Origin of the sequence: Nonomuraea sp. N2-4H (genome assembly GCF_045291505.1) — a bacterium.
GTDB lineage: Bacteria > Actinomycetota > Actinomycetes > Streptosporangiales > Streptosporangiaceae > Nonomuraea > Nonomuraea fastidiosa.
Genome location: NZ_CP147987.1, coordinates 4,718,009 through 4,744,112, shown reverse-complemented (window position 1 = coordinate 4,744,112; position 26,104 = coordinate 4,718,009). Strand labels below are relative to the sequence as shown.

At 71.2% G+C, this 26,104-nt stretch carries 18 protein-coding genes; 16 read left to right on the top strand and 2 right to left on the bottom strand.

Annotated features, from left to right (window positions below; all coding sequences use genetic code 11):
• The first annotated feature begins 22 nt into the window (after nt 1-22).
• The 7 genes from trpC to WBK31_RS21800 all read left to right on the top strand — a co-directional run bounded on the left by trpC (nt 23) and on the right by WBK31_RS21800 (nt 6,567).
• A complete protein-coding gene (trpC, locus tag WBK31_RS21830; protein ID WP_364054683.1) occupies nt 23-862 on the top strand; it encodes an indole-3-glycerol phosphate synthase TrpC in 840 nt (279 codons plus the stop codon).
• Between the two features lie 23 nt (nt 863-885).
• Nucleotides 886-2,106: a tryptophan synthase subunit beta gene (gene trpB, locus WBK31_RS21825; RefSeq protein WP_378790216.1), complete on the top strand. Its 1,221-nt coding sequence runs from the start codon at nt 886-888 to the stop codon at nt 2,104-2,106.
• A gap of 109 nt (nt 2,107-2,215) precedes the next feature.
• Nucleotides 2,216-3,013 (top strand): tryptophan synthase subunit alpha, encoded by a 798-nt coding sequence (gene trpA, locus WBK31_RS21820; protein ID WP_364054680.1) that lies wholly within the window; start codon nt 2,216-2,218, stop codon nt 3,011-3,013.
• Between the two features lie 422 nt (nt 3,014-3,435).
• The gene (locus tag WBK31_RS21815; RefSeq protein WP_364054677.1) at nt 3,436-3,915 is read left to right on the top strand and encodes a MauE/DoxX family redox-associated membrane protein; all 480 of its coding nucleotides are present in this window, start codon (nt 3,436-3,438) and stop codon (nt 3,913-3,915) included.
• On the top strand, nt 3,912-4,676 hold the full coding sequence (locus WBK31_RS21810) for a DsbA family protein (protein ID WP_364054674.1): 765 nt from the start codon (nt 3,912-3,914) through the stop codon (nt 4,674-4,676). Before WBK31_RS21815 ends, WBK31_RS21810 begins: the two co-directional genes overlap by 4 nt.
• 26 nt (nt 4,677-4,702) lie before the next feature.
• Entirely contained in the window at nt 4,703-5,866 is a 1,164-nt protein-coding gene (gene lgt / locus WBK31_RS21805) for a prolipoprotein diacylglyceryl transferase (protein WP_406673056.1), read from the top strand.
• A complete protein-coding gene (locus WBK31_RS21800; protein ID WP_406673055.1) occupies nt 5,863-6,567 on the top strand; it encodes a VIT1/CCC1 transporter family protein in 705 nt (234 codons plus the stop codon). The genes lgt and WBK31_RS21800 overlap by 4 nt, the downstream gene beginning before the upstream one ends.
• Nucleotides 6,568-8,825: 2,258 nt before the next feature.
• On the opposite strand, the gene WBK31_RS21795 is transcribed toward WBK31_RS21800, so the two are convergent.
• Nucleotides 8,826-9,095, bottom strand: coding sequence for a hypothetical protein (locus WBK31_RS21795; protein ID WP_406673054.1), 270 nt, complete (start codon nt 9,093-9,095; stop codon nt 8,826-8,828).
• A 711-nt stretch (nt 9,096-9,806) separates the two neighbouring features.
• On the opposite strand from WBK31_RS21795, the gene WBK31_RS21790 reads away from it, so the two are divergent.
• Nucleotides 9,807-10,559, top strand: coding sequence for a hypothetical protein (locus WBK31_RS21790; protein WP_364054662.1), 753 nt, complete (start codon nt 9,807-9,809; stop codon nt 10,557-10,559).
• 23 nt (nt 10,560-10,582) lie between these two features.
• On the top strand, nt 10,583-11,149 hold the full coding sequence (locus WBK31_RS21785) for a hypothetical protein (RefSeq protein ID WP_406673053.1): 567 nt from the start codon (nt 10,583-10,585) through the stop codon (nt 11,147-11,149).
• A gap of 103 nt (nt 11,150-11,252) precedes the next feature.
• On the opposite strand, the gene WBK31_RS21780 is transcribed toward WBK31_RS21785, so the two are convergent.
• Nucleotides 11,253-12,797 (bottom strand): bis-aminopropyl spermidine synthase family protein, encoded by a 1,545-nt coding sequence (locus WBK31_RS21780; RefSeq protein ID WP_364054656.1) that lies wholly within the window; start codon nt 12,795-12,797, stop codon nt 11,253-11,255.
• 627 nt (nt 12,798-13,424) lie between these two features.
• Between WBK31_RS21780 and gltB the strand changes: the two genes are divergently transcribed.
• The 7 genes from gltB (at nt 13,425) to pyk (ending at nt 25,482) form a co-directional block, all read left to right on the top strand.
• Nucleotides 13,425-17,930 (top strand): glutamate synthase large subunit, encoded by a 4,506-nt coding sequence (gene gltB / locus WBK31_RS21775; RefSeq protein WP_364054653.1) that lies wholly within the window; start codon nt 13,425-13,427, stop codon nt 17,928-17,930.
• Nucleotides 17,931-17,944: 14 nt separating this feature from the next.
• Nucleotides 17,945-19,423, top strand: a complete 1,479-nt coding sequence (locus WBK31_RS21770) for a glutamate synthase subunit beta (protein WP_364054650.1) — start codon at nt 17,945-17,947, stop codon at nt 19,421-19,423.
• A 137-nt stretch (nt 19,424-19,560) separates the two neighbouring features.
• Entirely contained in the window at nt 19,561-20,151 is a 591-nt protein-coding gene (locus tag WBK31_RS21765; RefSeq protein WP_406673052.1) for a TetR/AcrR family transcriptional regulator, read from the top strand.
• An 85-nt stretch (nt 20,152-20,236) separates the two neighbouring features.
• The gene (locus tag WBK31_RS21760) at nt 20,237-21,754 is read left to right on the top strand and encodes an MDR family MFS transporter (RefSeq protein ID WP_406673051.1); all 1,518 of its coding nucleotides are present in this window, start codon (nt 20,237-20,239) and stop codon (nt 21,752-21,754) included.
• Between the two features lie 241 nt (nt 21,755-21,995).
• The gene (locus tag WBK31_RS21755) at nt 21,996-23,669 is read left to right on the top strand and encodes a S8 family serine peptidase (protein WP_364054641.1); all 1,674 of its coding nucleotides are present in this window, start codon (nt 21,996-21,998) and stop codon (nt 23,667-23,669) included.
• A complete protein-coding gene (locus WBK31_RS21750; protein WP_406673050.1) occupies nt 23,666-24,016 on the top strand; it encodes a DUF2784 domain-containing protein in 351 nt (116 codons plus the stop codon). Before WBK31_RS21755 ends, WBK31_RS21750 begins: the two co-directional genes overlap by 4 nt.
• Before the next feature lie 35 nt (nt 24,017-24,051).
• Nucleotides 24,052-25,482, top strand: coding sequence for a pyruvate kinase (gene pyk / locus WBK31_RS21745; RefSeq protein WP_364054635.1), 1,431 nt, complete (start codon nt 24,052-24,054; stop codon nt 25,480-25,482).
• The last annotated feature ends 622 nt before the right edge of the window (nt 25,483-26,104 follow it).

Here is a 26,104-nt window from a genome sequence, read left to right as displayed (position 1 = left end):
CGACCGGAGGGACCTCAAGCGCGTGAGTGAGCGGACGGAAGGGCCGAGTGTCCTCGACGACATCCTCGACGGGGTGCGCGCCGACCTCGCCGCCCGTCAGCAGGCCGTCTCTATCGACGAGCTCAAGCGGCGAGCCGAGCGTGCGCAGCCGCCCAGAGACGCCATGGCCGCGCTCGGGGGCGATCGGGTCTCGGTGATCGCCGAGGTGAAGCGTTCCAGCCCGTCGAAGGGCGCGCTCGCCGCGATCGCCGATCCGGCCGCGCTGGCGGCCGACTACGAAGCGGGCGGTGCCCACGTCATCAGCGTGCTGACCGAGCGGCGCAAGTTCGGCGGCAGCCTCGACGACCTCGCGGCCGTCCGTGCCCGTGTCGACATCCCGATCCTGCGTAAAGACTTCATCCTGACCTCCTATCAGCTCTGGGAGGCCCGCGCCTACGGCGCCGACCTGGCGCTGCTCATGGTCGTCTGCCTCGAGCAGGAGGCGCTGGTGTCGCTCATCGAGCGTGCCGAGTCCATCGGTCTGACCCCGCTGGTCGAGGTGCACACCGAGGAGGAGCTCGAGCGGGCCGTGGCGGCCGGCGCGCGGGTCATCGGGGTCAACGCGAGAAATCTCAAGACACTCGAGGTCGACCGCGATGTCTTCGCGAAGATCGCGCCTAAGATCCCCGATAATGTGATCAAGATCGCAGAGTCGGGCGTGCGCGGTCCGCACGACCTGCTCGCCTACGCCAGGTCCGGCGCCGACGCCGTCCTGGTGGGGGAGAGCCTGGTCACCGGCAAGGACCCGCGCAAGGCAGTGGAGGCGCTGGTGACCGCCGGTGCACATCCGTCGACGCGCCCCGACCACTCGACAGAGGGATAGCAGTGGCAAACGAAGGCACCATTCTGACCGCCGCCGACCTGGCGGGCAACGGCGCGCACGGCGACGACCCCGATGTGCACGGCAAGTTCGGCATCTTCGGCGGCCGATACGTGCCCGAGGCGCTGATCCCGGCGCTCGACGAGGTGGCCGCGGTCTACGAGAAGGCCAAGAACGACGCGCAGTTCATCAAGGAGTTCGACCACCTGCTGCGCACCTACGCGGGCCGCCCGACCACGCTGACCGAGGTGCCGCGGTTCAGCGAGCACGCCGGCGGCGCCCGCATCATCCTCAAGCGCGAAGACCTCACCCACACCGGCGCCCACAAGATCAACAACGTGCTGGGCCAGGCGCTGCTGACCAAGCGGCTGGGGAAGAAGCGGGTCATCGCCGAGACCGGCGCGGGCCAGCACGGCGTGGCCACCGCCACCGCCGCCGCCCTGATGGGCCTGGAGTGCACCATCTACATGGGCGCCGTCGACTGCGAGCGCCAGGCGCTCAACGTGGCGCGGATGAAGCTGCTCGGCGCCACCGTCGTGCCGGTCAAGAACGGCTCCCAGACCCTGAAGGACGCCATCAACGAGGCGTTCCGCGACTGGGTGACCAACGTCGACACCACCCACTACCTGTTCGGCACCGTCGCGGGCCCGCACCCGTTCCCCGAGATCGTGCGCGACTTCGCCCGCATCATCGGCGTCGAGGCGCGCCGCCAGATGCTGGAGCTGACCGGCCGGCTGCCCGACGCGGTGTGCGCCGCGGTCGGCGGCGGCAGCAACGCCATCGGCGCCTTCCACGCGTTCATCGGCGACGAGGGCGTGCAGCTCCACGGCTACGAGGCCGCGGGGCGTGGCCTGGAGAGCGGCGAGCACGCGCTCACCCTCACCGCCGGCTCGGTGGGCGTGCTGCACGGCTCGCGCACCTACGTCCTGCAGGACGACGAAGGCCAGACCATCGAGTCCCACTCGATCTCCGCCGGCCTCGACTACCCGGGTGTCGGCCCCGAGCACGCCTGGCTGAAGGACTCCGGCCGCGCCACCTACCACGGCATCACCGACGATCAGGCGATGGCCGCGTTCTCGCTGCTGGCCAGGACCGAAGGCATCATCCCGGCCATCGAGTCCTCCCACGCGCTCGCGGGCGCGCTCGAGCTGGGCCGCGAGCTCGGCCCCGAGGCGATCATCCTGGTCAACCTCTCCGGGCGCGGCGACAAGGACATGGGCACCGCCATGAAGTACTTCAACCTGTGACACCGCCGGCCCGCGGACGCCCGCGCCCTCGACACGACGTCCTGAGAGGCTTCGAACCGGGCGCGGAGCAGGGCATCATGGTGGGACTAGACCTTCGAAACGGACAGACATGACGACTCTTCAGACGGTCTTCGCCAAGGCGAAGGCGGACAACCGGGCCGCGCTCGTCGGCTACCTGCCCGCGGGCTTCCCGTCGAAAGACGGCGCCATCGCCGCCGCCGCGGCCCTGGTGGAGGCCGGCTGCGACGTCATCGAGATCGGCCTGCCCTACTCCGACCCGCTCATGGACGGGCCGACCATCCAGGACGCCGTGCACCGGTCGCTGACCAACGGCACCCGCATCGCCGACGTCATGCGCACCGTCGAGGGTGTGGCCGCCACCGGAGCCGCGACGCTCGTCATGACGTACTGGAACCCGATCGACAAGTACGGCGCCGACCGCTTCGCGCGCGACCTCGCCAACGCGGGCGGCGTCGGCACGATCACGCCCGACCTGACGCCCGAGGAGTCCGAGCCGTGGCGCGCGGCCTCCGCGGCGGCCGGCATCGACACGGTGTTCCTGGTCGCGCCCAGCTCCACCGAGCAGCGCATCAAGGCCGTGGTCGACTGCTGCACCGGCTTCGTCTACGCCGCCTCGCTCATGGGCGTCACCGGCGCCAGAGAGACCGTCAACTCCGCCGCCAAGGGCCTGGTCGAGCGCACCCGCGCCCACACCGAGCTGCCCGTGTGCGTGGGCCTCGGCGTCGGCACCGGCGCCCAGGCGGCCGAGGTCGCCGCGTACGCCGACGGCGTGATCGTGGGCTCGGCGTTCATCCGCCGCATGCTCGACGCGCCCGACGAGGCCGCTGGGCGCGAGTCCATCGCCGCGCTGGCCCGCGACATGGCCAAGGGCGTCCGCAGCCGCTAGCCGTCCGGTCTCATCGGCCGCCTCGGGGCGCGCGCCGGCGCGTCGTCGTGGGCGTGCCGCTGGTCCGCCTCGGTGTGCTGTGGATGCGTGCGTCTGGCCGGGCTCGGGCGCCGCGCAGAGGCGCGCGGAGCGGGACGGGGCTCGGGCGTGCGGACGCCTGCCGCCGGACCGCGCTCGGGGCGCGAAAACTCGCCGAGGCACGCCTGAGTATGTATCGGAACGCAGGCCTTCCACTTTGTCCGATTGATGGCTTATTGCGAAGACCCTCCCAGGTCAGCGGCGGGGTACGCGCTTAGCTGACGCTTATCCCAGACGTGATCGGATGGGACCGGGTACTGTGCGCATTCCGGCGCAGAGAAAAGAGGAGAGGACTCGTGGCCGCGTCTCAATCGTCACCATGGGCGAGAACGGCGATACCCTGGGTGACGACCGTCGCCCGGCTGGTTCTGGGCGGGGTGCTGATCGTCGCGGGTGCGCTGAAGATCGGCAACCCGGCCGACTCCGTGGTCGCGGTCAAGGCTTACCAGTTGCTGCCGGAGTCGGTCGCCATCGCGGTGGGCTACGCGCTGCCCATCGTGGAGATCGTGGTCGGCGTGCTGCTCGTCGTCGGTCTGCTGACCAGGGTGGCCGCGGTGATCGCCGCGCTGCTGATGTTCGCGTTCGTCTTCGGCATCGCCTGGGCGTGGGCGCACGGCCTGCGGATCGACTGCGGCTGCTTCGGCGGTGGTGGCCAGCTGGGTGCCGGACAGGAGCCGACCTACCTGCTCGACATCCTGCGCGACTTCGGCCTCGTGCTGCTCGGCGCGTGGACTGTGCGCTTCCCGCCGGGCCGTTTCGCGCTCGACGGAGCTCTCGGCCTCGGGGGCGACAATGGTGTTGATGAGGGGGAGGACGAACAATGAGCAAAGGCGAGCGCACCAAGACGAAGGCGCAGTCGGCGCGCGAAAAGATCAAAGCGCAGCAGGCCGCCCAGCGGGCCCGCGAGAAGCGGCGGCGCATCGTGACGTACACGACCGCGAGCGTGGTCGCCATCGCCGCCGTCGGCCTCGGCTGGTGGTACACCGCCAGCCAGTCGCGCTCTGAGGAGGCGCTCGGCACCGTCGCGCCGATCACCGTGCAGTCCGACGGCAGCGTCGTGATGGCCCAGAACGGCGTCACCTCGCCCGTCGTCGACATCTACGAGGACTTCCAGTGTCCGGCCTGCAAGGAGCTGGAGCGCGTCAGCGGCCAGACCTTCAAGAACCTCGCCGCCGAGGGCAAGGCCAAGGTCGTCTACCACCCGATCACGATCTTCTCTCAGGACCCGACCAGGGCCAACTCCGTGCGCGCCGGCAGCGCCATCCGCTGCATCGCCGACGGCAAGCAGTGGCTGGCCTTCCACGACCTGCTCTTCAAGAACCAGCCGCCCGAGACCGAAGAGGGCTTCCTGCCCGACCAGCTCAAGGAGTGGGGCAAGGAGGCGGGGGTCGACACGCCCGGGTTCGACCAGTGCGTGACCAGCAACAAGAACGCCGACGCGCAGCTCTCGTACAGCAAGAAGGTCAGTGACGAGCAGAAGCTCGACCACACGCCGACAGTGAAATTGAACGGAACAGAAATCGACAATCAGGTACTGTTCACTCCTTCTCAGCTGCGTGAAGAGATTACCGAGGCGGCCAAGTAGGCCCGCTTCCGCTACCCTCACCTGACATGCCCCTAGCCTCGATTCCCAGCCCTTCAGAAGGGGTCTGGCATCTCGGAATCATCCCGATCCGGGCTTATGCGCTTTGCATCGTGCTCGGCGTCATCGTCGCCGTCTGGCTGAGCGAGCGGCGCTGGCGCGCCCGCGGCGGCCAGGCGGGGACGATCGTGGACATCGCGGTTCCCGCGGTCATCTTCGGCCTCATCGGTGGCCGGCTCTACCACGTCATCACCGACTGGCAGACCTACTTCGGCAGCCGGGCGATCAAGGAGCCTTACCAGGCGCTGTTCATCTGGGAGGGCGGCCTCGGCATCTGGGGCGCCATCTCGCTGGGCGCGCTCGGCGTCTGGCTGGCCGTACGCAAGCGCGGCCTGTCCATGAGCGCCGTCGCCGACACGGTCGCGCCCGGCATCGCCTTCGCGCAGGCCATCGGCCGCTGGGGAAACTGGTTCAACCAGGAGCTCTACGGCTCGCCGACCACCCTGCCCTGGGGCCTGGAGATCGACGTCGACCACGGCGGCGAGCCCGGCGTCCTCTACCACCCGACGTTCCTGTACGAGTCGCTGTGGGACGTCGCGCTCGGCTTCGCGCTCATCTTCGCCGGCCGCCGCTTCGCGCTGCACCACGGCCGGCTGTTCGCCCTCTACGTCGCGGGCTACACGCTCGGCCGCTTCTGGATCGAGGGGCTGCGCATCGACCCCGTCGGCGGGGTCGACCACGCGGTCATGTTCCTGGGGCTGCGCATCAACCAGTGGACCTCGATCGTGCTGTTCGTGCTCGCGCTGGTGTACTTCTTCGCCACGCGCGGCAAGACCGGCGAGGAGATCGTCGTCGTGCCCGAGTCCGGCTCCGACGGCGAGGCGGTCGATCCGGCCCACGACGCGGGCCAGGCCGACCCCCGTGCCGGCGAGTCCTCGGCGCAGGCGGACGAGTCCGCGTCCGGTGGGTCCGCGTCCGGTGGGTCCGCGTCCGGCGGGTCCGCGTCCGGCGGGTCCACGGCCGGTGACTCCGCGTCCGGCGATGGCGCGGACACGCCGTCCGGTGACGCGCAACCGGAGGCCGCCGCCGAGCCTGCGCAGCCCGAGGGCGTCACCTCAGGCGGCCAGGAGGAGGGTGAGCAGGCGGGGCCCGCCGAGGCCGAGACGGTGACGAAGGAGAAGAACACTCGATGAGCGAACGCGCGGAGGCCCACCACGCCCATCGCGACGTCACCGGAGGGTGGCTACGGCCCTCGGTGTTCGGCGCGATGGACGGCCTGGTGTCGAACTTCGCGCTCATCGCAGGCGTGGCGGGCGGCACCGCCAACCCGAGGGTCGTCGCGCTCGGCGGCGTCGCCGGGCTGGCCGCGGGAGCCCTGTCCATGGCGGGCGGCGAATACGTCTCCGTCGCCAGCCAGCGCGAGCTCGCCCAGGCCGAGATCGCCGCAGAGCAGCGCGAGCTGGCCCACCATCCCGAGGACGAGCAGGCAGAGCTGGCGCAGACCTTCGTGGACAAGGGCGTGGCGCCCGACCTGGCCGCCGAGATCGCCCGCCAGATCTCGCAGAACCCCGAACGCGCGCTAGAGGTGCACTCGCGTAACGAGCTCGGCGTGGTGCCCGGGGAGCTGCCGTCGCCGGTCGTGGCCGCCGTCTCGTCGTTTCTGTCGTTCGCGGTGGGGGCGGCGCTGCCGCTGCTGCCGTACCTGTTCGGGGCGCGCGAGCTGGTGATCTCGGCCGCGGTGTCCTGCTGCGCGCTGTTCGCCGCCGGTGCGCTGGTGTCGGCGGTGACCGCCCGCACCTGGTGGTACTCCGGGCTGCGGCAACTGCTCGTCGGGGCGGTGGCGGCGGCGGTCACCTTCTCCGTCGGCAACGCCATCGGGGCGGCGGGGCTGTGATGGCCCGCCGACGCGGCACCCCGGGCTCCGGCCGCTCCGGCGGCGACGGCACCGGCCGCTCCCGCCGCACCCGCCGCACCCCGCCTGGCTCCGGGGCCGAATTCGAGCCCGGCTCTGAATACGGGTCCGGGGTGAGGCCTGAGTACGGGTCCGGAGCGGGGCCCGAGTACGGGTCTGACTACGGGACCGGGCCCGAGTACGGGTCTGACTACGGAACCGGGACCAAGACCGGGGCTGGGCCTGCGTACGGGGCTGACTACGGAACCGGGCCTGGATCTGGGCCTGAGTATGGAGCCGGTGCTGATTACGGGGCTGGTGCCGGGGTCGGCGGGCGTGGCCGGCCCGGCGCGGACGTCCCCGCCGCCGGACGACGTGACGGCGCCGTCAGCGGCTCTACCGGCGGCTTCTTCGACGATGGCGCGGGTGGCGGCGTCGGTGGCGTTGCCGGTGGCGGCGCGGACGGCGACTGGCCGAGCGCTGCACCTGGTGGTTCGGGCGGTGCACGCGGCAGGCTCGGCGGCCGTGGGGCCCGCGGGGATCACGGCGACGGGACGCCCGGCGGCCATGACAGCGGTGCGGGCGGTTACGACGGCCATGGCGTGGGGCCTGATGGTGGGCAGGCGTTCGGAGAGAGCCGTGGCCGGAGCCGCCGCCGCAGCCGGCGTGCTGCCGGAAGCCCTCAACCGCCGACCGGCCCTCAGCCCATCGACGACGGCCGCTCCGGCACGGGCGGCTGGCCCGCCGGCGACGGCCGGTCAGGCACAGGTGGCTGGCCTGCCGACGGCGGCCTGTCGGGTACGGGCGGCTGGTCCGCGGCGGGTGACCAGGCAGGCACCGGTGGTTGGCCCGCGGGTGATGGTCGGTCGGGGACTGGCGGTTGGGCTGCCGGTGATGGTCGGTCGAGTACGGGTGGCTGGGCTGCTGGTGATGACGGCCGCTCGGGTGCGGGCGGCGGGCGTGCCGCCGACGGTCGCTCCGGCACTGGCGGCTGGCCCGTAGGTGATGGCCGGTCGGGGACCGGCGGTTGGTCCGCGGGTGATGCCCCGTCGGGTACAGGCGGCTGGGCTGCGGGTGATGGCCGGACGAGTACGGGTGGCTGGCCTGCCGGTGAGGACGATCGCTCGGGCGCCGGTGGTCGGCGTTCCAGGGACCGCAGGTCGGACACTGGTGGCTGGGCCGCGGATGAGGAGCGCTCGAATACCGGAGGCTGGTCCGCTGGTGACGGTCGATCGGGCACCGGTGGCTGGGCTGCCGGTGATGGTCGGTCGGGGACCGGCGGGTGGGGTGTCGGTGACCTTGGTGCCTCGGGTGGCAGCCGGCCTGGCACTGGTAGTTGGTTCATCGGCGAGGGGCGTTCCGCTGGAGACGGCGGTGAGCCTGGGAGCGGTCGCCCGGCCGGTGACGCGGTGCCGGAGGCGGAGGCCGAGGGCGGCAGGAGAGGACGTTCGGCGGGGCGGCGCTCGCGTCGTCACGGCCGGTTTGCCGACACGGGCACGGACGCCGGTGGGTGGCCCGCGACGGGTGACGGAACGGCCGGCGATGTCTGGTCGGCCGCTGGGACGGACCCCGGGAGGCACGGTGCCGGGACCCGGAGCGGCGGCTGGCAGGCGGCCGAGAGCGGCAGGCCGTCGGCGTCCGGTGACGAGGGCGGTCAGGCGGCAACGGGAGCCGGTCAGGCGGTAACGGGCTCGGGCGACGTCTGGGGATCGGGTGCTGAGGGCCGATCCGAGGGTGAGCCGTCCAGGCGTTCCGCGCGCGGTCGGCTCGGGCGCAGGGCTGCTCGCCGAGCCGAGCAGGGCGCCCAGCCTGCCAGCGGAGAGTGGCCGGCAGGCAGGCCGTCCGCTAGCGGTGAGTGGCCGGTGGGCAGGCCGTCTTCTGGTGGGGAGCGGTCGTCGGCTGCATCGGCTGTCAGTGGTGAGTGGCCGGTGGCCGGGTCTCCCGCGAGTGGTGAGTGGCCGGCTGGTCGGCCGTCTGCCAGTGGTGAGTGGCCGGTGGGCAGGCCGTCTTCTGGTGGGGAGCGGTCGTCGGCTGCATCGGCTGTCAGCGGTGAGTGGCCGGTGGCCGGGTCTGCCGCCAGTGGTGAGTGGCCGGCGGCCGGGCCGGACGGTGATGGGCGCGCCGCGTATGGTCGGGGGCGGCGGTCGGTCGCCGATGAGGGCGACGGGTTCGCGGGCGGTGACCGTTCGGCTGCCACGCCCGAGGACGGTGGGCGTGCTGCCGGTCGAGGCCGACGGCGCGCGAGCGGCGACAGCGGCCGGTCAGCCACGGGCCGTGACGACCAGGGCTGGGGAGCAGCTCAGCGTGATGGTCGCGCTCGGGCTGAAGGCCATGGTGGTCCCGATGAAGCCGAGGTCGTCGGCCTCGGCCACGCTGCCCCCGATGGGGGCCGCCGGGGACGGGCCGGTGCCGAGGGTGGTGGCCGTCGGGCTGCCGGTCGCGGCGACCGTCACCTTGGCGAGGGCGCTGGTCGTGGCCGGGGCGCCGAGGCTGAGCCCGTCGGGGATGCTGGCGAGGCGGGGCTTGGCCACGCTGCCGGTGACCCTGACGGCCGCCGAAGGGCCGGTCGTGATAAGGACCGTCGTCGGGCTGCTGCTGAGAGTGATGGCCGGGGCCGCGGCAAGGGTCGGAGCCGGGCCGACGCCTCGGGCGACGGCGGCTGGGCTGCGGACGACGGCGACGAGGACTTCTGGAGCGCCGACCCCGGCGCGGACGAGGGTGGTTCGCAGCGGCGGCGTTTGGGGCTGCTGGGGCGTGGCCGGGGCAAGGGCGGCGGCAAGCGGTCCGGTGAGGAGTCCGAGGCCGGGTCGCGGGCGGAGAGCGGATCCGGTATTTCGGCTGGACCGGAGGACGAGCTCGGCCTGGGCATGCCGCCGGGCGGGATCGTCGCGAGCCGTAAGCGGGCGGCCGGTCGGCCCGGGAGCGGCGGGCGTACGCGGGATGACGGCGCCGGGGGGCCGAACGCCGGCTCTCAGTCCGATGAGTGGCCGGACGCGGGTCCTCGCGCCGGGCGGCGGTCGGACGCCGGCTCTCAGTCCGATGAGTGGCCGGACGCGGCTCCTCGCGCCGATGGGCGGTCGGGCGCGGGCGCTCGATCCGATGGGCGGCCGGGTGCCGGCGCTCGGCCTGATGGGCGGTCGGACGCCAGTGCACGGCCCGACGGGCGGGACGGCGGTCTGGATGATGGCAAGGCGGCGTCGCGCAAGCGGCGGAGGACGCCGCGGTCCGACTGGCAGTTCCCGGTGCTCACCGAGATGGGCATGCCGCCGGAGCGTCAGCGGCTGCTGGTGATCATCGCGACGGTGGTCGGGGTGATCGCGGCCGGGGTCGGGTTCGTGTCCGTGGTCAGGTCGCTGGGGACGTACCAGCCGGAGAGGCAGGCCACGGCGGCGGTGCTCGCGCCGGACGCGGTGCTGCCCGCGGTGTTCCACGGCTGGGAGTCGCCCAAGCTGTTCGACCCCGTGGCGGAGCGCGCGAAGGACGCCAAGCCGCTGACGGAGAAGGAGGTGTTCAGCCAGAAGGAGCTGACCGTCTCCAAGAAGCTCAAGCTGAAGCTCGCCGCCAAGAAGCTCGACAGCGACTGTACGCAGGCGTTGCAGGGGGAGGAGTTGCTGCAACTGGCGGAGGACGCGGGCTGCACCCAGACCGCCCGCGGCCTGTATCTCAGCTCCGACGGCCGCTACGTGGGCCAGTACACGCTGCTCAACCTTGAGGACGCCGAGTCGGCGGGCGAGCTGGTGGAGCAGCTGAAGGTGCTCTATCGGGGCGGCTGGGTGCAGCCGCTGTCGTCCGGCAAGGCCGTCTTCCCGCCCGGCGGCTACTCCGAGGCGGGCGGTTACGCGCTCGGCCACTACGTCGGCCTGGTGTGGCTGGGCCGGGTGGACGGCGCCGAGCCCACCGCGAAGGACGACTACGTCACGCTCACCCTCGCCCTGCGCGGCGCCGAGAAGGCGGTCTACCGCCGGGTCGTGTCGATCACGGGGCCGTCGTCCTGATGTCCAGGCGTGTGCTTCTGTCCGTGGCGGCCCTTGTGCTGGTCGTGGGCCTCGGCGTGGCCGGGTGGCTGTGGTTCGGGGCCGAGACGCCGCGCCCGTCCGCCCTGCGTGCCGAGTCCACCTCCGCCTTTTACGCGGCCATCGACAGCCGTCAGAGCGACGCCGCGCCGCTCACCCCCGATGAGGTCTTCCCCGCCTCGTCCGAGACCCTGGGGACCCTGAAGCGGGTCGCGGCGGACGCGTTCACCGACTGCTCCGAACTCCTCGTGGGCGCCTCGGCCGAGGGGTGCACGCAGGCGCTGCGGGCGACGTACAAGGGCGGTTCCCTGGCCGGCCAGTTCGTCATCTTCAACCTCGCCGACGGCAAGGCGGCCGACGCGCTGGTGGCGGCGCTGCGCCAGGACGCGTTCGTACGGCAGGACATCCCGTTCGACGTCCAAGGCAGCAGCGCCCAGGTCCGGGCCATGGGGCACTACGTGACGGTGAGCTGGGTGGGCGGCAAGGCGTCCGCACAGGACCTGGTCACCGCACTCATCGCGCTCGACGGCCTGGGACGGGTGGTCCAGGATCGCATCGTGGCGGCCACCTGACGCCTGGCCCGGAGCCGTATCGTGGCGGCCACCTGACGTCTGGCCCGGAGCCGTATCGTGGCGGCCACCTGACGTCTGGTTCGGAGCCGCATCTGACGCGTGGTCAAGTCGTGCTGGTGAGCGCGGTCACCGTCGTCTGAACGGCGGACGGCAGGGCGGACAGCCGGTGCAGGGGCGCCTCGATCGGGGTCAGCCCCTCCGACCAGCCGGCGGCCTCGCGGATCAGGGCGCGGGCCTCGTTCTTGGTGAGCGTCGTGCCCTGGGCCCGGGCGACCGCGATCAGGCCCTCGCGCCAGGAGTTGGCGAGCTTGCCGTGCCCATTGTCGAGGATCCTGCGCAGCACCGTCTCGGCCTCGCCGGTGGGCTGAGGGCGTCGTACGGCGTCGAAGGCCGTCTCGCTCGCGTTGCGCACCTCGTACACGGTGGTGAGAACCTCGGGGAGAGGCGGCAGAGCCGAGCCGACGACGCGGACGTGCTCCGCGCGCGTGGCCAGCAGCAGGCGCGCAAGCGCCGCCTCCAGGCCGGGCGGCACGGCGACGGCCACCCGGGACGGCGTGGCGGCGTAGGGCTTGGCGAGCCACGTCGAGAGCCTGACCCGGGGCTGGGAGAGCTCCTTGGGCCACTCGCCGACCAGCAGGTCCGGCTCGAAGTCCGCGAGCGCCTCGGCCGGGGCCACGGACGGACCCGCGCTTTCGACCGCCTGCGGCCCCTGCGTGTAGATGGCCGTGGACTGGCGTGACAGGCGTGACTGCACAGCGGGGCGGGTCTTGCTGGTGGGACGCAGGATGTACAGGTCGGCGGCCGAGCCGATGGCCTCCGCCCCGAGATACCGGTTGAAGTCGGGATAGATGGCCTCGTAGGCGAGGTTCAGCTCGGTCAGCTCCTGCTGGACCTTGAACGCCAGCATCGGCGTACGCTCGCTCGCCCCGTACGCCAGCAGTACCCGCCCGTCCTCGCGCAGCCCCTCCACCGCGCGCGCCACGAACAGGCCGATGCCCTCCGGCGTGTACGGGGGATCGGTGAGCGCCAGGTCGTGGTCGCGTGCCGAGGCCGGCAGGCCGAGCCGCAGGTCGGCCCAGCGCGTACGGACCCCCAGCCGCTGCTCGTCGATGTAGGCCAGGATGCGCTCGTCGACGTCCACCACCGTCACGTCCGTCTCGGGATGCACCAGCTTGACGGCCAGCGAGGTGAGGTCGTGGTCGCCCACGCACAGCAGCCGCGCGCCGGGCAGCCAGAACCGGGCACCGAGCAGCAGCGCCCGCCGCAGCACGGTGCCGGGCGTCGCGGAGACGTGGTCGAGCACGTGGCGGGCGCGCGGCGCCTTGGCGACGAGGCCGGTGAGGCGGTCGAGCACGTGGGCGTAATGGGGGACGAGGTGCGCGACCGGGTCCTCAGGAGGCGGCGCGACCGCGATGAGGTCCTGATAGGCGGGGGTGTCGATGGGCGGGACCCGCATCCGGTCGCCGTCGCGCTCCAGGACCAGCTCTCCGAGCAGGGCCTCGATGGTACGCCGTGACGTCGCGGTCTCCCTGACCAGGTCGGGCAGCGTCCACCACTGGCCGTCGCACAGCAGGGCCAGGGCGTGCCGCAGCCGCCTGCTGTCGGCCCCGGCCTCGGTGAGCAGCCGTTCCACCCCGTCGCGCTCCATGAGCGAACCCTATCGGTGCCGCGGCCCCAAGATCTCGCCTGACGCCGCCCGCTTGCGGCCAGGTCGTCGATGTCGCTGGTGAGGGTGGGCGCTGGTCAGGGAGACCGGGGTGTGGGGGCCGTGCGGGCGAAGACGGAGGCGCCGGGGGAGGAGCGCACGCATGGGCTCGTGGGGGTGGAGGTGGAGGTGGGGAGCAAGCGCGTACGGAGGCTGGTGCGGGGTGGATGTGGAGGTGTGGAGCAAGCGCGTCATGAGGCTGATGCGGGGTGGATGTGGAGGTGGAGAGAAAGCGCGTCCCGAGGCTGGTGCGGGTGGAGGTGGGGAAGGCGCGCGTGGAGCCGGGCCAGGGGCGCGGGCTGGGAAGCGTGTGCCGGCCTCAAGGGCCGGGGGAGGACTCGATCCCGCTCGCCGGGATCGCCGTCTACAGCGGGAATTCCGCGCCAGGTGTCCGGGGTTTGGGATGGGAAGTTCGGATGCCGGGACCTGCCCAAATGTTCGCAATACGGACGCGGCGGGCACCATTCCGGCAGGGTGAGGTAACCTCTACCCACGATATGCAGCAGGGCCAACGTCGTCCCTCGCCTGTACAGCGGTTCCAGACAGACGAAAGACGACGGGAGGGATTCAATGCCTGCTGCCCGCCTCGGGTTCCCCGAGCCTCAGGGTCTTTACCACCCCGCCAACGAGCATGACGCCTGCGGTGTCGCCATGGTCGCCGACGTCGCGGGACGGCGTGATCACGGCATTGTGGTCAAGGCGCTGACGGCGTTGTGCAATCTCGATCACCGGGGGGCCAAGGGTAGCGAGCCTGACACCGGCGACGGAGCCGGTATCCTCACGCAGATCCCCGATGAGTTCTTCCGGGCCAGTGTGCCGTTCACACTGCCCGAAGCCGGTTCGTACGCGGCCGGCATCGCCTTCCTTCCGGTCGAGGACGAGGCCAGGGCGGCCGCCGTCCGCCTGATCGAGGAGATCGCGGCCGAGGAGGGCCTGACCGTGCTCGGCTGGCGGGAGCTGCCCGTCGACCGCGACCTGCCGGGTCCGAGCGCGCGGGCTGTGATGCCCCACTTCGCGCAGCTGTTCGTGGCCGACCCGGGCGGTCGTTCCGGGCTCGACCTCGACCGGCTGGCGTTCTGCCTGCGCAAGCGGGCCGAGCACGAGGCGAAGGTGTACTTCCCCTCGCTGTCCTCGCGGACGATCGTCTACAAGGGCATGCTGACGCCCGAGCAGGTCGAGCCGTTCTTCCCCGACCTGAGCGACGAGCGTTACAAGACGGCGATCGCGCTGGTGCACTCGCGCTTCTCCACCAACACGTTCCCGAGCTGGCCGCTGGCCCACCCCTACCGCTTCATCGCCCACAACGGCGAGATCAACACGGTCAAGGGCAATCGCAACTGGATGCGGGCGCGCGAGGCGATGCTGGCCTCTGCCCACATCCCGGGCGATATTTCGCGACTTTTCCCCATCTGTGACCCGGATGGCAGCGACACCGCCAGCTTCGACGAAGCGCTCGAGCTGCTCCACATGGGCGGCCGCAGCCTCCCTCACGCCGTGCTCATGATGATCCCCGAGGCGTGGGAGAACCACACGGAGATGGACCCCGCGCGGCGCGCGTTCTACGAGTTCCACTCCACGATGATGGAGGCATGGGACGGCCCCGCCTCGATCACGTTCACCGACGGCACCGTCGCGGGCGCCGTGCTCGACCGTAACGGCCTGCGCCCCGGTCGTTTCTGGGTGACCGCCGACGGCCTGGTCGTGCTGGCCTCCGAGGCCGGCGTGCTGGACATCGCCCCTGAGGACGTCGTCCGCAAGGGCCGCCTGCAGCCGGGCCGGATGTTCCTCATCGACACCGCCCGCGGCAAGATCATCGAGGACGACGAGATCAAGGCGGAGCTCGCCGCCGAGCAGCCGTACGCCGACTGGCTGCACGCCGGGCTCGTCCGCTTCGAAGAGCTGCCCGCCCGCCAGCGGGAGATCCCCACGCACGAGGCGCTCGTCAAGCGGCAGCAGACCTTCGGCTACACCGAAGAGGAGCTGCGCATCATCCTGTCGCCGATGGCGCGCACCGGCCAGGAGCCGATCGGCTCCATGGGCACCGACACGCCCGTGGCCGTGCTGAGCGAGAAGCCGCGGCTGCTGTTCGACTACTTCACCCAGCTGTTCGCGCAGGTCACCAACCCGCCGCTGGACGCCATCAGGGAAGAGCTGGTCACCTCGCTGGCCAGCACGCTCGGGCCCGAGGGCAACCTGCTCGACCCGGGGCCGAGCTCCTGCCGCCAGCTCGTGCTGCCGTACCCGGTGATCGACAACGACGAGCTCGCCAAGATCATCCACATCAACGACGAGCACGACCTGCCGGGCTTCCACCCGTACGTCATCAGCGGCCTGTACGAGGTCGCCGGCGGCGGCCAGGCGCTGCTGCGGCGGCTGGAGGAGATCAGGGCCGAGGCGTCCAGGGCGATCGCCGACGGCGCCCGCATCATCGTGCTGAGCGACCGCGGCTCCAACGACACGCTGGCGCCCATCCCGTCGCTGCTGCTGACGGGCGCGGTGCACCACCACCTCATCCAGGAGAAGACCCGCACCAAGATCGGCCTGGTCATCGAGACCGGCGAGGCCCGCGAGTGCCACCACATGGCGCTGCTGATCGGCTACGGTGCCGCCGCGATCAACCCGTACCTCGCCATCGAGACCATCGAGGACCTGGTCGACAGCGGGGTGCTCAAGGTCGACAAGCACAAGGCCGTGCGCAACCTGATCAAGGCGTACGGCAAGGGCGTCATCAAGATCATGTCGAAGATGGGCGTGTCCACGGTGGCCTCCTACACCGGCGCGCAGATCTTCGAGGCGCTCGGCCTGAGCCAGGAGGTCATCGACTCCTGCTTCACCGGCACCACCTCGCGCCTCGGCGGCGTCGGCTTCGACGTGCTGGCCGAGGAGGTCGCCCAGCGTCACCGCCACGCCTACCCGCGGGTGGAGAACCCGCACCGCAGGCTCCAGGTCGGCGGCGAGTACCAGTGGCGGCGCGAGGGCGAGCCGCACCTGTTCAACCCCGAGACCGTCTTCAAGCTGCAGCACGCCACCAGGACCCGCCGCTACGAGATCTTCAAGGAGTACACGAGGCTCGTGGACTCCCAGTCGGAGCGGCTGATGACCCTGCGCGGCCTGTTCAAGCTCCGCAAGGGCAAGTCGATCCCCATCGAGGAGGTCGAGCCCGTCGAGAGCATCGTCAAGCGGTTCTCCACCGGCGCGATGTCGTACGGCTCCATCTCCAGGGAGGCCCACGAGACGCTCGCCATCGCGATGAACCGGCTCGGCGGCAAGTCCAACACCGGTGAGGGCGGCGAGGAGCCCGAGCGCCTGTACGACCCGGCCCGCAGGTCGGCGATCAAGCAGGTCGCCTCGGGACGCTTCGGCGTCACCTCCGAATACCTGGTCAACGCCGACGACCTGCAGATCAAGATGGCGCAGGGCGCCAAGCCCGGCGAGGGCGGCCAGCTTCCCGGCCACAAGGTCTACCCGTGGATCGCGAAGACCCGCCACTCCACGCCCGGCGTCGGCCTCATCTCGCCGCCGCCGCACCACGACATCTACTCGATCGAGGACCTCGCCCAGCTCATCCACGACCTGAAGAACGCCAACCCGGAGTCTCGGGTCCACGTGAAGCTGGTCGCCGAGGTCGGTGTCGGCACGGTCGCGGCCGGCGTGTCGAAGGCGCACGCCGACGTGGTGCTCATCTCCGGCCACGACGGCGGCACCGGCGCATCGCCGCTGACCTCGCTCAAGCACGCCGGCGCCCCCTGGGAGCTCGGCCTGGCGGAGACCCAGCAGACGCTGCTGCTCAACGGCCTGCGCGACCGCATCGTGGTGCAGGTGGACGGCCAGCTCAAGACCGGCCGCGACGTCGTCATCGCGGCGCTGCTCGGCGCCGAGGAGTACGGCTTCGCCACCGCGCCGCTGGTCGTCTCCGGCTGCGTCATGATGCGGGTCTGCCACCTCGACACCTGCCCGGTGGGCGTGGCCACGCAGAACCCCGAGCTGCGCAAGCGCTTCACCGGCAAGCCGGAGTTCGTGGTCAACTTCTTCGAGTTCATCGCCGAGGAGATCCGCGAATACCTGGCCGAGCTGGGCTTCCGCTCGCTCGACGAGGCGATCGGCCACGTCGAGATGCTCGACACCACCGCGGCCGAGGAGCACTGGAAGGCGAACGGCCTCGACCTGTCGCCGATCCTGCACAAGCCCGAGCTGCCCGCGGGCACCGCGCTGCGCAAGGTCGTCGAGCAGGACCACGGGCTGGAGCACGCGCTCGACAACACGCTCATCCAGCTCGCCGAGGGCGCCATCGACGACGGCACCCCGGTCACGCTGGAGCTGCCCATCCGCAACGTCAACCGCACGGTCGGCACCATGCTCGGCTACCAGGTGACCAAGCGGCACGGCGGCAAGGGGCTGCCCGACAACACCATCGACATCTCCTTCACCGGCTCGGCGGGCAACTCGTTCGGCGCGTTCGTGCCGCGCGGGATCACGCTGCGGCTGACCGGCGACGCCAACGACTACGTCGGCAAGGGGCTGTCCGGCGGGCGCATCATCGTCAGGCCGCACGAGGAGGCGCCGCTCGACGGCCACATCATCGCCGGCAACGTCGCCCTCTACGGCGCCACCTCCGGCGAGGTGTTCATCCGCGGCGTCGTGGGCGAGCGGTTCTGCGTGCGCAACTCCGGCGCCACGGCCGTCGTCGAAGGCGTCGGCGACCACGGCTGCGAGTACATGACCGGCGGCCGGGCCGTGGTGCTCGGACCCACCGGGCGCAACTTCGCGGCCGGCATGTCGGGCGGCATCGCGTACCTGCTGGACCTCAAGCCCGAGCGGGTCAACCGCGAGATGGTCGCCATCGAGGAGCTCACCGAGGCGGACGCCGAGTTCCTCAAGGAGACCGTCGAGAAGCACTTCGCGGAGACCGGCTCGCCGGTCGCCAAGCAGCTGCTGGCCGACTGGGACGCGGCGCTGGCCAGGTTCGGCAAGATCATGCCGACCGACTACAAGCGGGTGCTCGAGGCCGCCGAGGCCGCGCGCATCGAGGGCAGGGACATCGACGAGGCCGTCATGGCGGCCGCGGTTCAGGGTTAAGGGAGGCGTACCGAATGGCTGACCCGAAGGGTTTCCTCACGCACGAGCGGGAGCTGCCGGCGCGCCGTCCCGTCGACGTCCGCATCAGCGACTGGCGGGAGGTCTACGAGGACTTCCCCCGCGAGAAGCTGACCAAGCAGGCGGCCCGCTGCATGGACTGCGGCATCCCGTTCTGCCACAACGGCTGCCCGCTGGGCAACCTCATCCCCGAGTGGAACGACCTGGTCTATCGCACCGACTGGCGCGAGGCGATCGAGCGGCTGCACGCCACCAACAACTTCCCCGAGTTCACCGGCCGGCTCTGCCCGGCTCCGTGTGAGGCGGCGTGCGTGCTCGGCATCAACTCCGACCCGGTGACGATCAAGCGGGTCGAGGTCGAGATCATCGACCGCGCGTTCGCCGAGGGGTGGGTGCGGCCGCAGCCGCCGGCCGTCAAGACCGGCAAGAAGGTCGCGGTCGTCGGCTCGGGACCGGCCGGTCTGGCCGCCGCCCAGCAGCTCACCAGGGCCGGGCATGACGTGGTGGTGTTCGAGCGGGCCGACCGCATCGGCGGCCTGCTGCGCTACGGCATCCCCGAGTTCAAGATGGAGAAGCGGCACATCGACCGCCGCCTGGAGCAGATGCGGGCCGAGGGCACCGAGTTCCGCACCGGCGTCAACGTCGGCGTCGACATCACCGCCGCCGAGCTGCGCGAGCAGTTCGACGCCGTGGTGCTGTCCGGCGGCGCCACCCAGTGGCGCGACCTGCCGGTGCCGGGGCGCGAGCTCAAGGGCATCTACCAGGCGATGGAGTACCTGCCGCTGTCCAACAAGGTCCAGGAGGGCGACTTCCCCGTCTCGCCCGTCTCGGCCGAGGGCAAGCACGTCGTCGTGATCGGCGGCGGCGACACCGGCGCCGACTGCATCGGCACCGCCATCCGCCAGGGCGCCAAGTCGGTCACCCAGCTGGAGATCATGCCGCAGCCGCCCGCCACGCGGCCGGCCAGCCAGCCGTGGCCGACGTACCCGATGCTGTTCAAGATGGAGAGCGCCCACGAGGAGCTGGCCAAGGAGGGCGGAGAGCGCATGTACGCGGTCTCCACCACCGAGTTCGTCGGCGACGAGGACGGCAACGTGCGGGCGCTGCGCCTGGTCGAGGTCGAGGGGCCGCAGACCGGGTTCAAGCCCATCCCCGGCACCGAGCGGGAGATCCCGGCCGAGCTGGTCACGCTCTCCATGGGCTTCCTGGGGCCGGAGAAGGGCCCGCTGCTGCAGGACCTGGCCGAGGTCGCCGGTGACGGCTTCTTCGACGCCAGGGGCAACGTGGCGCGCGACAAGACGTACATGTCGAAGGTCGACGGCGTCTTCGTGGCCGGTGACATGGGGCGCGGCCAGTCGCTCATCGTGTGGGCCATCGCCGAGGGGCGCTCCGCCGCCTCCGGCGTGGACCGGTACCTCACGGGCGACACGGCGCTGCCGTACCCGATCCTGCCGACCGCGCGTCCGCTCGTCTGAGCCCGCCTCTTTTGAAGCGCCCGCCCCTGTGGCGGGCGCTTTGGTTTTTGCAGGGTCTGTACGGATTGCACGGCATGCATTCTTTGCATGACCTGCATGACTTGCAGAGTCTGCAAAAGATGCATATAGTGCAAAGCATGGAGAGTCCGCAGGAGCGGCGCGAGCGCCGCCGAGCCGAAAAGCGGCAGGCGATCAGGAACGCCGCCGTCCGCATCGCGCTCGACCAGGGGCTCGAAGCCGCCACCGTCGAGGCCATCAGCGCGGCGGCCGACATCTCGCCGCGCACCTTCTTCAACTACTTCGCCTCCAAGGAGGAGGCGCTCGCCCCCGTGCCGCTGTGGACGCCCGAGGAGTTCATCGAGCTGCTCAGCGCCAGGCCCGCGGACGAGCCCGCCTTCCAGTCGCTCAAGGTCGTGGCGCGTGCGCTCGCGCAGCGGCTGCGGCCGGTCATGGCCGACCTCAAGCCGTTCATGGAGCTGCGCAACCGCTACCCCGAGCTGGCCGCCAAGGCCAGGGCCGCCGACGAGACGAAGCTGCTGGAGAGCTTGCTGGGCGCCGTCAGGAGCCGTCCCGGCGTCACCGGCGCCTTGCACGCCAGGCTCCTCGTCGTCGCCACCTTCGGCGCGGCCGCCTCGGCCGTGCAGGAGTCGGTGTCCGGCGGCGGGCCGGTCGAGGAGCTGATCGAGGAGGCGTTCACCCTGCTCGAAAACGGATTTCGACTCTCCTGAAGACAAAGGCGGCGACCGGGGTGGCACCCCCGATCGCCGCGGATCACTCCTGCCCTCTCGCGAAAAAGAAGCAAGGAGTCTGCTCATGGTAGCGACAAACCCCCAGCAGTCCACCTCACGGCGAACACTGTGGGTGGTCATGGGGTCACTCATGCTCACCCTGTTCCTGGCCGCGCTCGACCAGACCGTCGTGGCCACCGCCATGCCCACCATCGTGGGGGAGCTGCACGGGCTTGAGAGCCTGTCCTGGGTGGTCACCGCGTTCGCCCTGACCTCCGGCATCGCCACCCCGCTGTTCGGCAAGCTCAGCGACATGTACGGCCGCCGCACCCTCTACCTCGCGGCCATCGTGCTCTTCCTCATCGGCTCCGCCCTGTGCGGCGTCGCCCAGTCGATGGGGCAGCTCATCGCCTTCCGAGCCTTCCAGGGCATCGGCGCGGGCGGCCTCATGGTGCTGACCTTGACCATCGTCGCCGACGTGTCCACACCCCGCGAACGCGCCCGTTTCCAAGGCCTGTTCGGCGCCGTCTTCGGAATCGCCTCCATCGCCGGGCCGCTCGTCGGCGGCTTCCTCACCCAGCACATCTCCTGGCGCTGGATCTTCTACATCAACCTGCCGCTCGGCGCCCTCGCCCTGGCCGTCGCCTTCACCGTGCTCAAGCTGCCCAAGCGCACCTCGCCGCACCACGTCGACTGGCTCGGCGCCGCGCTCATCGCCGGGGTGCTCACCTGCATGACCCTGTTCGCCTCATCGGCAGGCAGCACGTACGCGTGGACCTCACCCGTCATCATCGGGCTCGGCGCCGGCGCGGTGCTCCTCGGCCTGCTGTTCGTCCTCGTCGAACGGACCGCCGCCGAGCCCATCCTGCCGCTGCGGCTGTTCCGCTCGCGCTCCTTCACCATCCCCGTCGTCACCATCGTGCTCCTGGCCACCGCCCTGGTCGGCATGGCGACGTTCCTGCCCATGTTCCTCCAGCTCGTGCGCGGCGCCGGCGCGGCCGACTCCGGGCTGCTGCTGCTCCCGCTCATGGGCGGCATGATCGTCGCCTCCACGCTCGGCGGGCAGATCGTGACCAGGCTCGGCCGCTACAAGTGGATCATCGTGGGCGGTGCCGTCTGCTCCGGAATCGCCGGAATCCTGTTCTCCACCATGGACGTGACCACCGGCCCGGTCGTGTCGGGGGCGTACATGGTGCTGTGCGGGCTCGGGCTCGGCGTGATGGGGCAGAACCTCATGCTCGCCGTCCAGACCACTGCGCCCGTGGCCGACCGGGGAGCCGCCACCTCGGCCGTCACGTTCGCCAGGAACGTCGGCGGCGCCGTGGGCGTGTCCGTGCTCGGCGGCGTCTTCGCCGCCGGACTCGCGCCCGGCCAGGAGTCACTCACCCCCGCCGCCATCCAGGCGCTGCCCGAGGCCACCCGGCACGCCACGCAGCTCGCCTTCGCCGACGCGATCACCGGGGTGTTCGCGTGGACGGGGCCGATCATGCTGGTCGCGGCGGCGCTGCTGGCCTTCCTGCCGGACGTACGGCTGGGGTCGGAAGCCGCGGACGTACGGCCCGGCCGTCGCGAGCCCGACGCCCAGCCGAGTCACCACGCCTGACGCCCCGATCGGCTGACTGCCCACCTACCCGCCTACCCGCCTGTCCGCCTACCCGCCTGTCCGCCTGTCCGCCTGCCCGTCGCCGAGCGACGGGCAGGCACGGCCGTCACGCGCCCGTGAGCTGGGGCAGGACGAGGGGTCCCCTTCGCCCACCATCGACCGAAATTTCACCACTCGGTTGCATCACTGGTTGACTGTCGGGAAGATTCAGATTCTGCGGCATTCAGGCGTAGGGGGAGATATGCGGCGTGTCGCCTCGGGCATGACGGCTCTGGCCGCCGCACTCGCACTCGCCGCCTGCTCGGCCACCGCGCCGCACCCGAGCCAGGCCGGCCCCAAGCCGGAACCGAGCCAGGCCGACCGCAAGCCGGAACCGAAACCAGGACGGCCCGAATACCTCGTCTTCTACGAGTGGGGCCACCAGGGCCAGGCCAAGGCCGCCGTCGAACGCGCCGGCGGCACCGCCCTCTCCGACGACACCAGGCTCGGCTACCTCCTGGCCAGCGGCGGCGACGGCTTCCAGGCGGCCGTGGGCGACGACCCCTCCGTCGTCGGCGTCACCCCCGATCGCAGCATCGGCCGTACCGCGGGACGATTCATCACCAACCCCGCGGCCCTGCCCGACGAGCAGGCGTTCACCAAGCGCAAGGGAGAGCCGCTCGCCCCCCGCCAGTGGGACATGCGCATGATCGGCGCCGACCGCGCCAACGCCAAGGTCCCCGGCAGCAAGAAGGTCCTCGTCGGCGTCATCGACACCGGCGTGGACGGCAAGCACCCCGACATCGCGCCCAACTTCAACCGCGAGCTCAGCCGCAACTTCGTCACCGACCGTCCCAAGGACGACTACGGCGAGACGCTCGACGGCCCCTGCGAGGCCCGCGACTGCAAGGACCCCGTGGACGTCGACGACGACGGCCACGGCACCCACGTCGCCAGCACCATCGCCTCGCCCATCAACGGCATCGGCATCGCCGGCGTGGCGCCCGGCGTCCAGATCGTCAACATCAGGGCGGGCCAGGACTCCGGCTTCTTCTTCCTCAAGCCCAGCATGGACGCCCTCACCTACGCCGCCGACATCGGCGTCGACGTGGTCAACATGAGCTACTACGTCGACCCCTGGCTGTTCAACTGCCGCGCCAACAAGTCCGACACCAAGAAGCAGCAGCTCGAACAGCGCGCCATCATCACCGGCATGCAGCGTGCGCTCGACTACGCGCGCGAACGCGGCGTCACGCTCATCTCCGCCCTCGGCAACGGCTCCACCGACCTCGGCAAGCCCAAGATCGACAGGCAGAGCCCCGGCTACCCCAAGGGCGACGAGAAGACCCGCACGATCGACAACTCCTGCATCAACGTGCCCGCCGAGTCCAAGGGCGTCATCTCCGTCTCCGCGCTCGGCCCCTCCGGCCGCAAGGCCGCCTACAGCGATTACGGCGTGGAGCAGACCGACCTGTCCGCCCCCGGCGGCGACGTACTCGACGGGCAGGGCATCAACGCCACCAGGGGCATCCTGGCCGCCGCACCCGAACACGTGCTGCGCGCCACCGGCCGCATCGACCGCGACGGCAAGCCCAAGGGCGCCGACGTCGTACGCGACTGCACCCGCGGCACCTGCTCCTACTACCAGTACCTCGAAGGCACCTCCATGGCCGCGCCGCACGCCACCGGCGTCGCCGCCATCCTCATCAGCCGCTTCGGCAAGCCCGGCAAGGGCGGGCTCGAACTCGCCCCCGACACCGTCCAGGAGCTGCTCTACAAGACCGCCACACCCAAGGCGTGCCCCACGCCGCGCGAGTACTCCTACGACTCACTCGGACAGACCCAGAAACACCTGTGCGAGGGCGGCACCTCCGACAACGGCTTCTACGGTCACGGCGTCGTGAACGCCTGGAAGGCGGCAACCGCCGAGCCATGATGTACCGCCTCCTCGCCGACGCCGCGATGGTGGTGCACTTCGCCTTTCTCGCCTACATGGCCGTGGGCGGCTTCCTGGCCTGGCGCTGGCCGCGCACGATCTGGATCCACCTCGCCGTCGCCGCCTGGGGAGTCATGTCGGTCGTGACAGGCGTCGAATGCCCGCTCACACTCGTGGAAGACTGGGCACGTCGCCAGGCGGGCCAGGACGGCCTGCCCCCCAGCGGCTTCATCGACCACTACATCGAAGGCGTGATCTACCCGGAGGAGTACACGAACGTGGCGCGACTGGGGGTCGCCGTTCTCGTTCTGTTCTCTTATGCCGGGTACGTTCTCCGTCGTCAGTGACTGTTAAGTGGTCTGTACCAATTAAGGTAGGACTCGTGACTCGTCGCGCGAAAATCGTCTGCACTCTAGGCCCCGCCACATCGTCCAAGGAACGCCTCCGCGAGCTCATCGCCGCCGGCATGGACGTCGCACGGTTCAACCTCAGCCATGGCAACCATGACATGCACAGAGAGGTGTACGACCGGGTCAGGGAGGTGGCGGCCGACCTCGGCCGCGGTGTAGGCGTGCTCGCCGACCTGCAGGGCCCCAAGATCCGCGTCGGCACGTTCGAGGAGGGCCCCGTCAGGCTCGGCTTCGGCGACGTCTTCACCATCACCACCGAAGACGTGCCGGGAGACCGCGAGCAGGTCTCCACCACCTACAAGGGGCTGCCCAAAGACGTCCACCCGGGCGACACCATCCTCGTCGACGACGGCCGCCTCGTGCTCGAGGTCACCAGGGTCGACGGCGAGCGCGTCATCACCCGCGTCGTCATCGGCGGCATGATCTCGGACAACAAGGGCCTCAACCTGCCCGGCGTCAACGTCAGCGCCCCCGCGCTGACCGACAAGGACGAAGCCGACCTGCGCTGGGCGTTGCGCACCGGCTTCGACATGATCGCCCTGTCCTTCGTGCGCCGCCCGTCCGACGCCGACGTGGTGCGCAACATCATGGAGCAGGAGGCCGTACGCCTGCCGCTGCTCGCCAAGATCGAAAAGCCGCAGGCCGTCGAGCGCCTCCCCGAGATCGTCGACGCCTTCGACGGCATCATGGTCGCCCGCGGCGACCTCGGCGTCGAGCTGCCGCTCGAGCAGGTGCCGATCGTCCAGCGCCGCATCATCGAGCTGTGCCGCGAGAAGGCCCACCCCGTCATCGTGGCCACCCAGATGCTCGACTCCATGATGAACTCCCCGCGCCCCACCCGCGCCGAGGCCTCCGACGTCGCCTACGCGGTCATGGACGGCGCGGACGCGATCATGCTCTCCGGAGAGACCTCCGTCGGCAACTACCCGGTCGAGGCCGTCTCCACGATGGACCGCATCGCCTGCGCCGCGGAGAAGTCCTCCCTGCAGGCCACCCACACCCTCGACCGCATGCCCGAGACCACGGGCGGCGCCATCGCCAGGGCCGCGGCCGAGGTGGGCGCCATCGTCGGCGCCAAGGCGCTGATCGCGTTCACCATGTCCGGCGAGACCGCCCGCCGCCTGGCCCGCTACCGCTCGCCCATCCCGCTGCTGGCCTTCACCTCCGCACCCCATGTGCGCGGCCAGCTCTCGGTGACGTGGGGCGTGGAGACCTTCCACGTGCCGTTCGTGCACCACACGGACGACATGGTGCGCCAGGTCGAGGCGTCGCTGCTGTCGCTCGGACGGCTGGAGAAGGGCGACAAGGTCGTCATCGTGGCCGGCTCGCCTCCCGGCACGCCCGGCTCCACCAACGCGCTCCGCGTCCACACCATCGGTTCCGCGGTCTCTCACGCCCACTGACAGGCGGCGTTCCGGGCCGTCCGGCGTTCGACTGGGCCGCCGGTCCGGTCCGGCACCGGCCATCCGACCGGTGCGGCTCGCCTGGAGGGTAGGCAGGCACGGGCCTGGCCCGTCCGGGGTCGGGGGCTGCACTGGCCGGGCCCGCCCGGTCTGCCTGGCGTGGCCACTGTCCTGGGGTTGCCTCCGGTGCCGCCTTGGCCCCGCTCGACGCCCGCTCGCCGGTCCGGTGTTCGGCGTGGTCGCCGAGGCGCTGGCCCTCTGGCGGCGCGACGCCCCACCGGCTCCTGACGCGGCCGGCGTGCCGGGCACCGCAGCTCGCCCCGTGGCGGGGCTGGATCTACGGCCCGCTTCGCGCCCGCTCGACGCCCGCTAACTCCCTCCGGACGCCCGCTCGGTCCCTCCGCTGGTCGCCCCGCGGCTAGTGAGGTGCCTGCTCGGTTCGGTGGTGATGGTGCTGACACGGCTCGTTGGGCACCCGCCGGGTCCGCCAGGGCTTGCCCCGCGTTCGGCGCTCACCCAACCCGCCTGGTCAGTGGGGCGCTCGGGCCGCCGGTAAGAAAGCGCTGGGGCCGCCGACGGCGACGCTCGCCCGCCTGCGTCCGCCCCGGGCGGTCCTGCCCCA

What these genes read in the sequence shown, in the direction of transcription:
- WBK31_RS21780 (WP_364054656.1), bottom strand. Translation starts at nt 12,797, where the DNA reads ATGGAGCGCGACGGGGTGGAACGGCTGCTCACCGAGGCCGGGGCCGAC.
- WBK31_RS21760 (WP_406673051.1), top strand. Translation starts at nt 20,237, where the DNA reads ATGGTAGCGACAAACCCCCAGCAGTCCACCTCACGGCGAACACTGTGG.
- gltB (WP_364054653.1), top strand. Translation starts at nt 13,425, where the DNA reads ATGCCTGCTGCCCGCCTCGGGTTCCCCGAGCCTCAGGGTCTTTACCAC.
- WBK31_RS21765 (WP_406673052.1), top strand. Translation starts at nt 19,561, where the DNA reads ATGGAGAGTCCGCAGGAGCGGCGCGAGCGCCGCCGAGCCGAAAAGCGG.
- WBK31_RS21770 (WP_364054650.1), top strand. Translation starts at nt 17,945, where the DNA reads ATGGCTGACCCGAAGGGTTTCCTCACGCACGAGCGGGAGCTGCCGGCG.
- WBK31_RS21755 (WP_364054641.1), top strand. Translation starts at nt 21,996, where the DNA reads ATGCGGCGTGTCGCCTCGGGCATGACGGCTCTGGCCGCCGCACTCGCA.
- lgt (WP_406673056.1), top strand. Translation starts at nt 4,703, where the DNA reads ATGCCCCTAGCCTCGATTCCCAGCCCTTCAGAAGGGGTCTGGCATCTC.
- WBK31_RS21800 (WP_406673055.1), top strand. Translation starts at nt 5,863, where the DNA reads ATGAGCGAACGCGCGGAGGCCCACCACGCCCATCGCGACGTCACCGGA.
- trpA (WP_364054680.1), top strand. Translation starts at nt 2,216, where the DNA reads ATGACGACTCTTCAGACGGTCTTCGCCAAGGCGAAGGCGGACAACCGG.
- WBK31_RS21750 (WP_406673050.1), top strand. Translation starts at nt 23,666, where the DNA reads ATGATGTACCGCCTCCTCGCCGACGCCGCGATGGTGGTGCACTTCGCC.
- WBK31_RS21810 (WP_364054674.1), top strand. Translation starts at nt 3,912, where the DNA reads ATGAGCAAAGGCGAGCGCACCAAGACGAAGGCGCAGTCGGCGCGCGAA.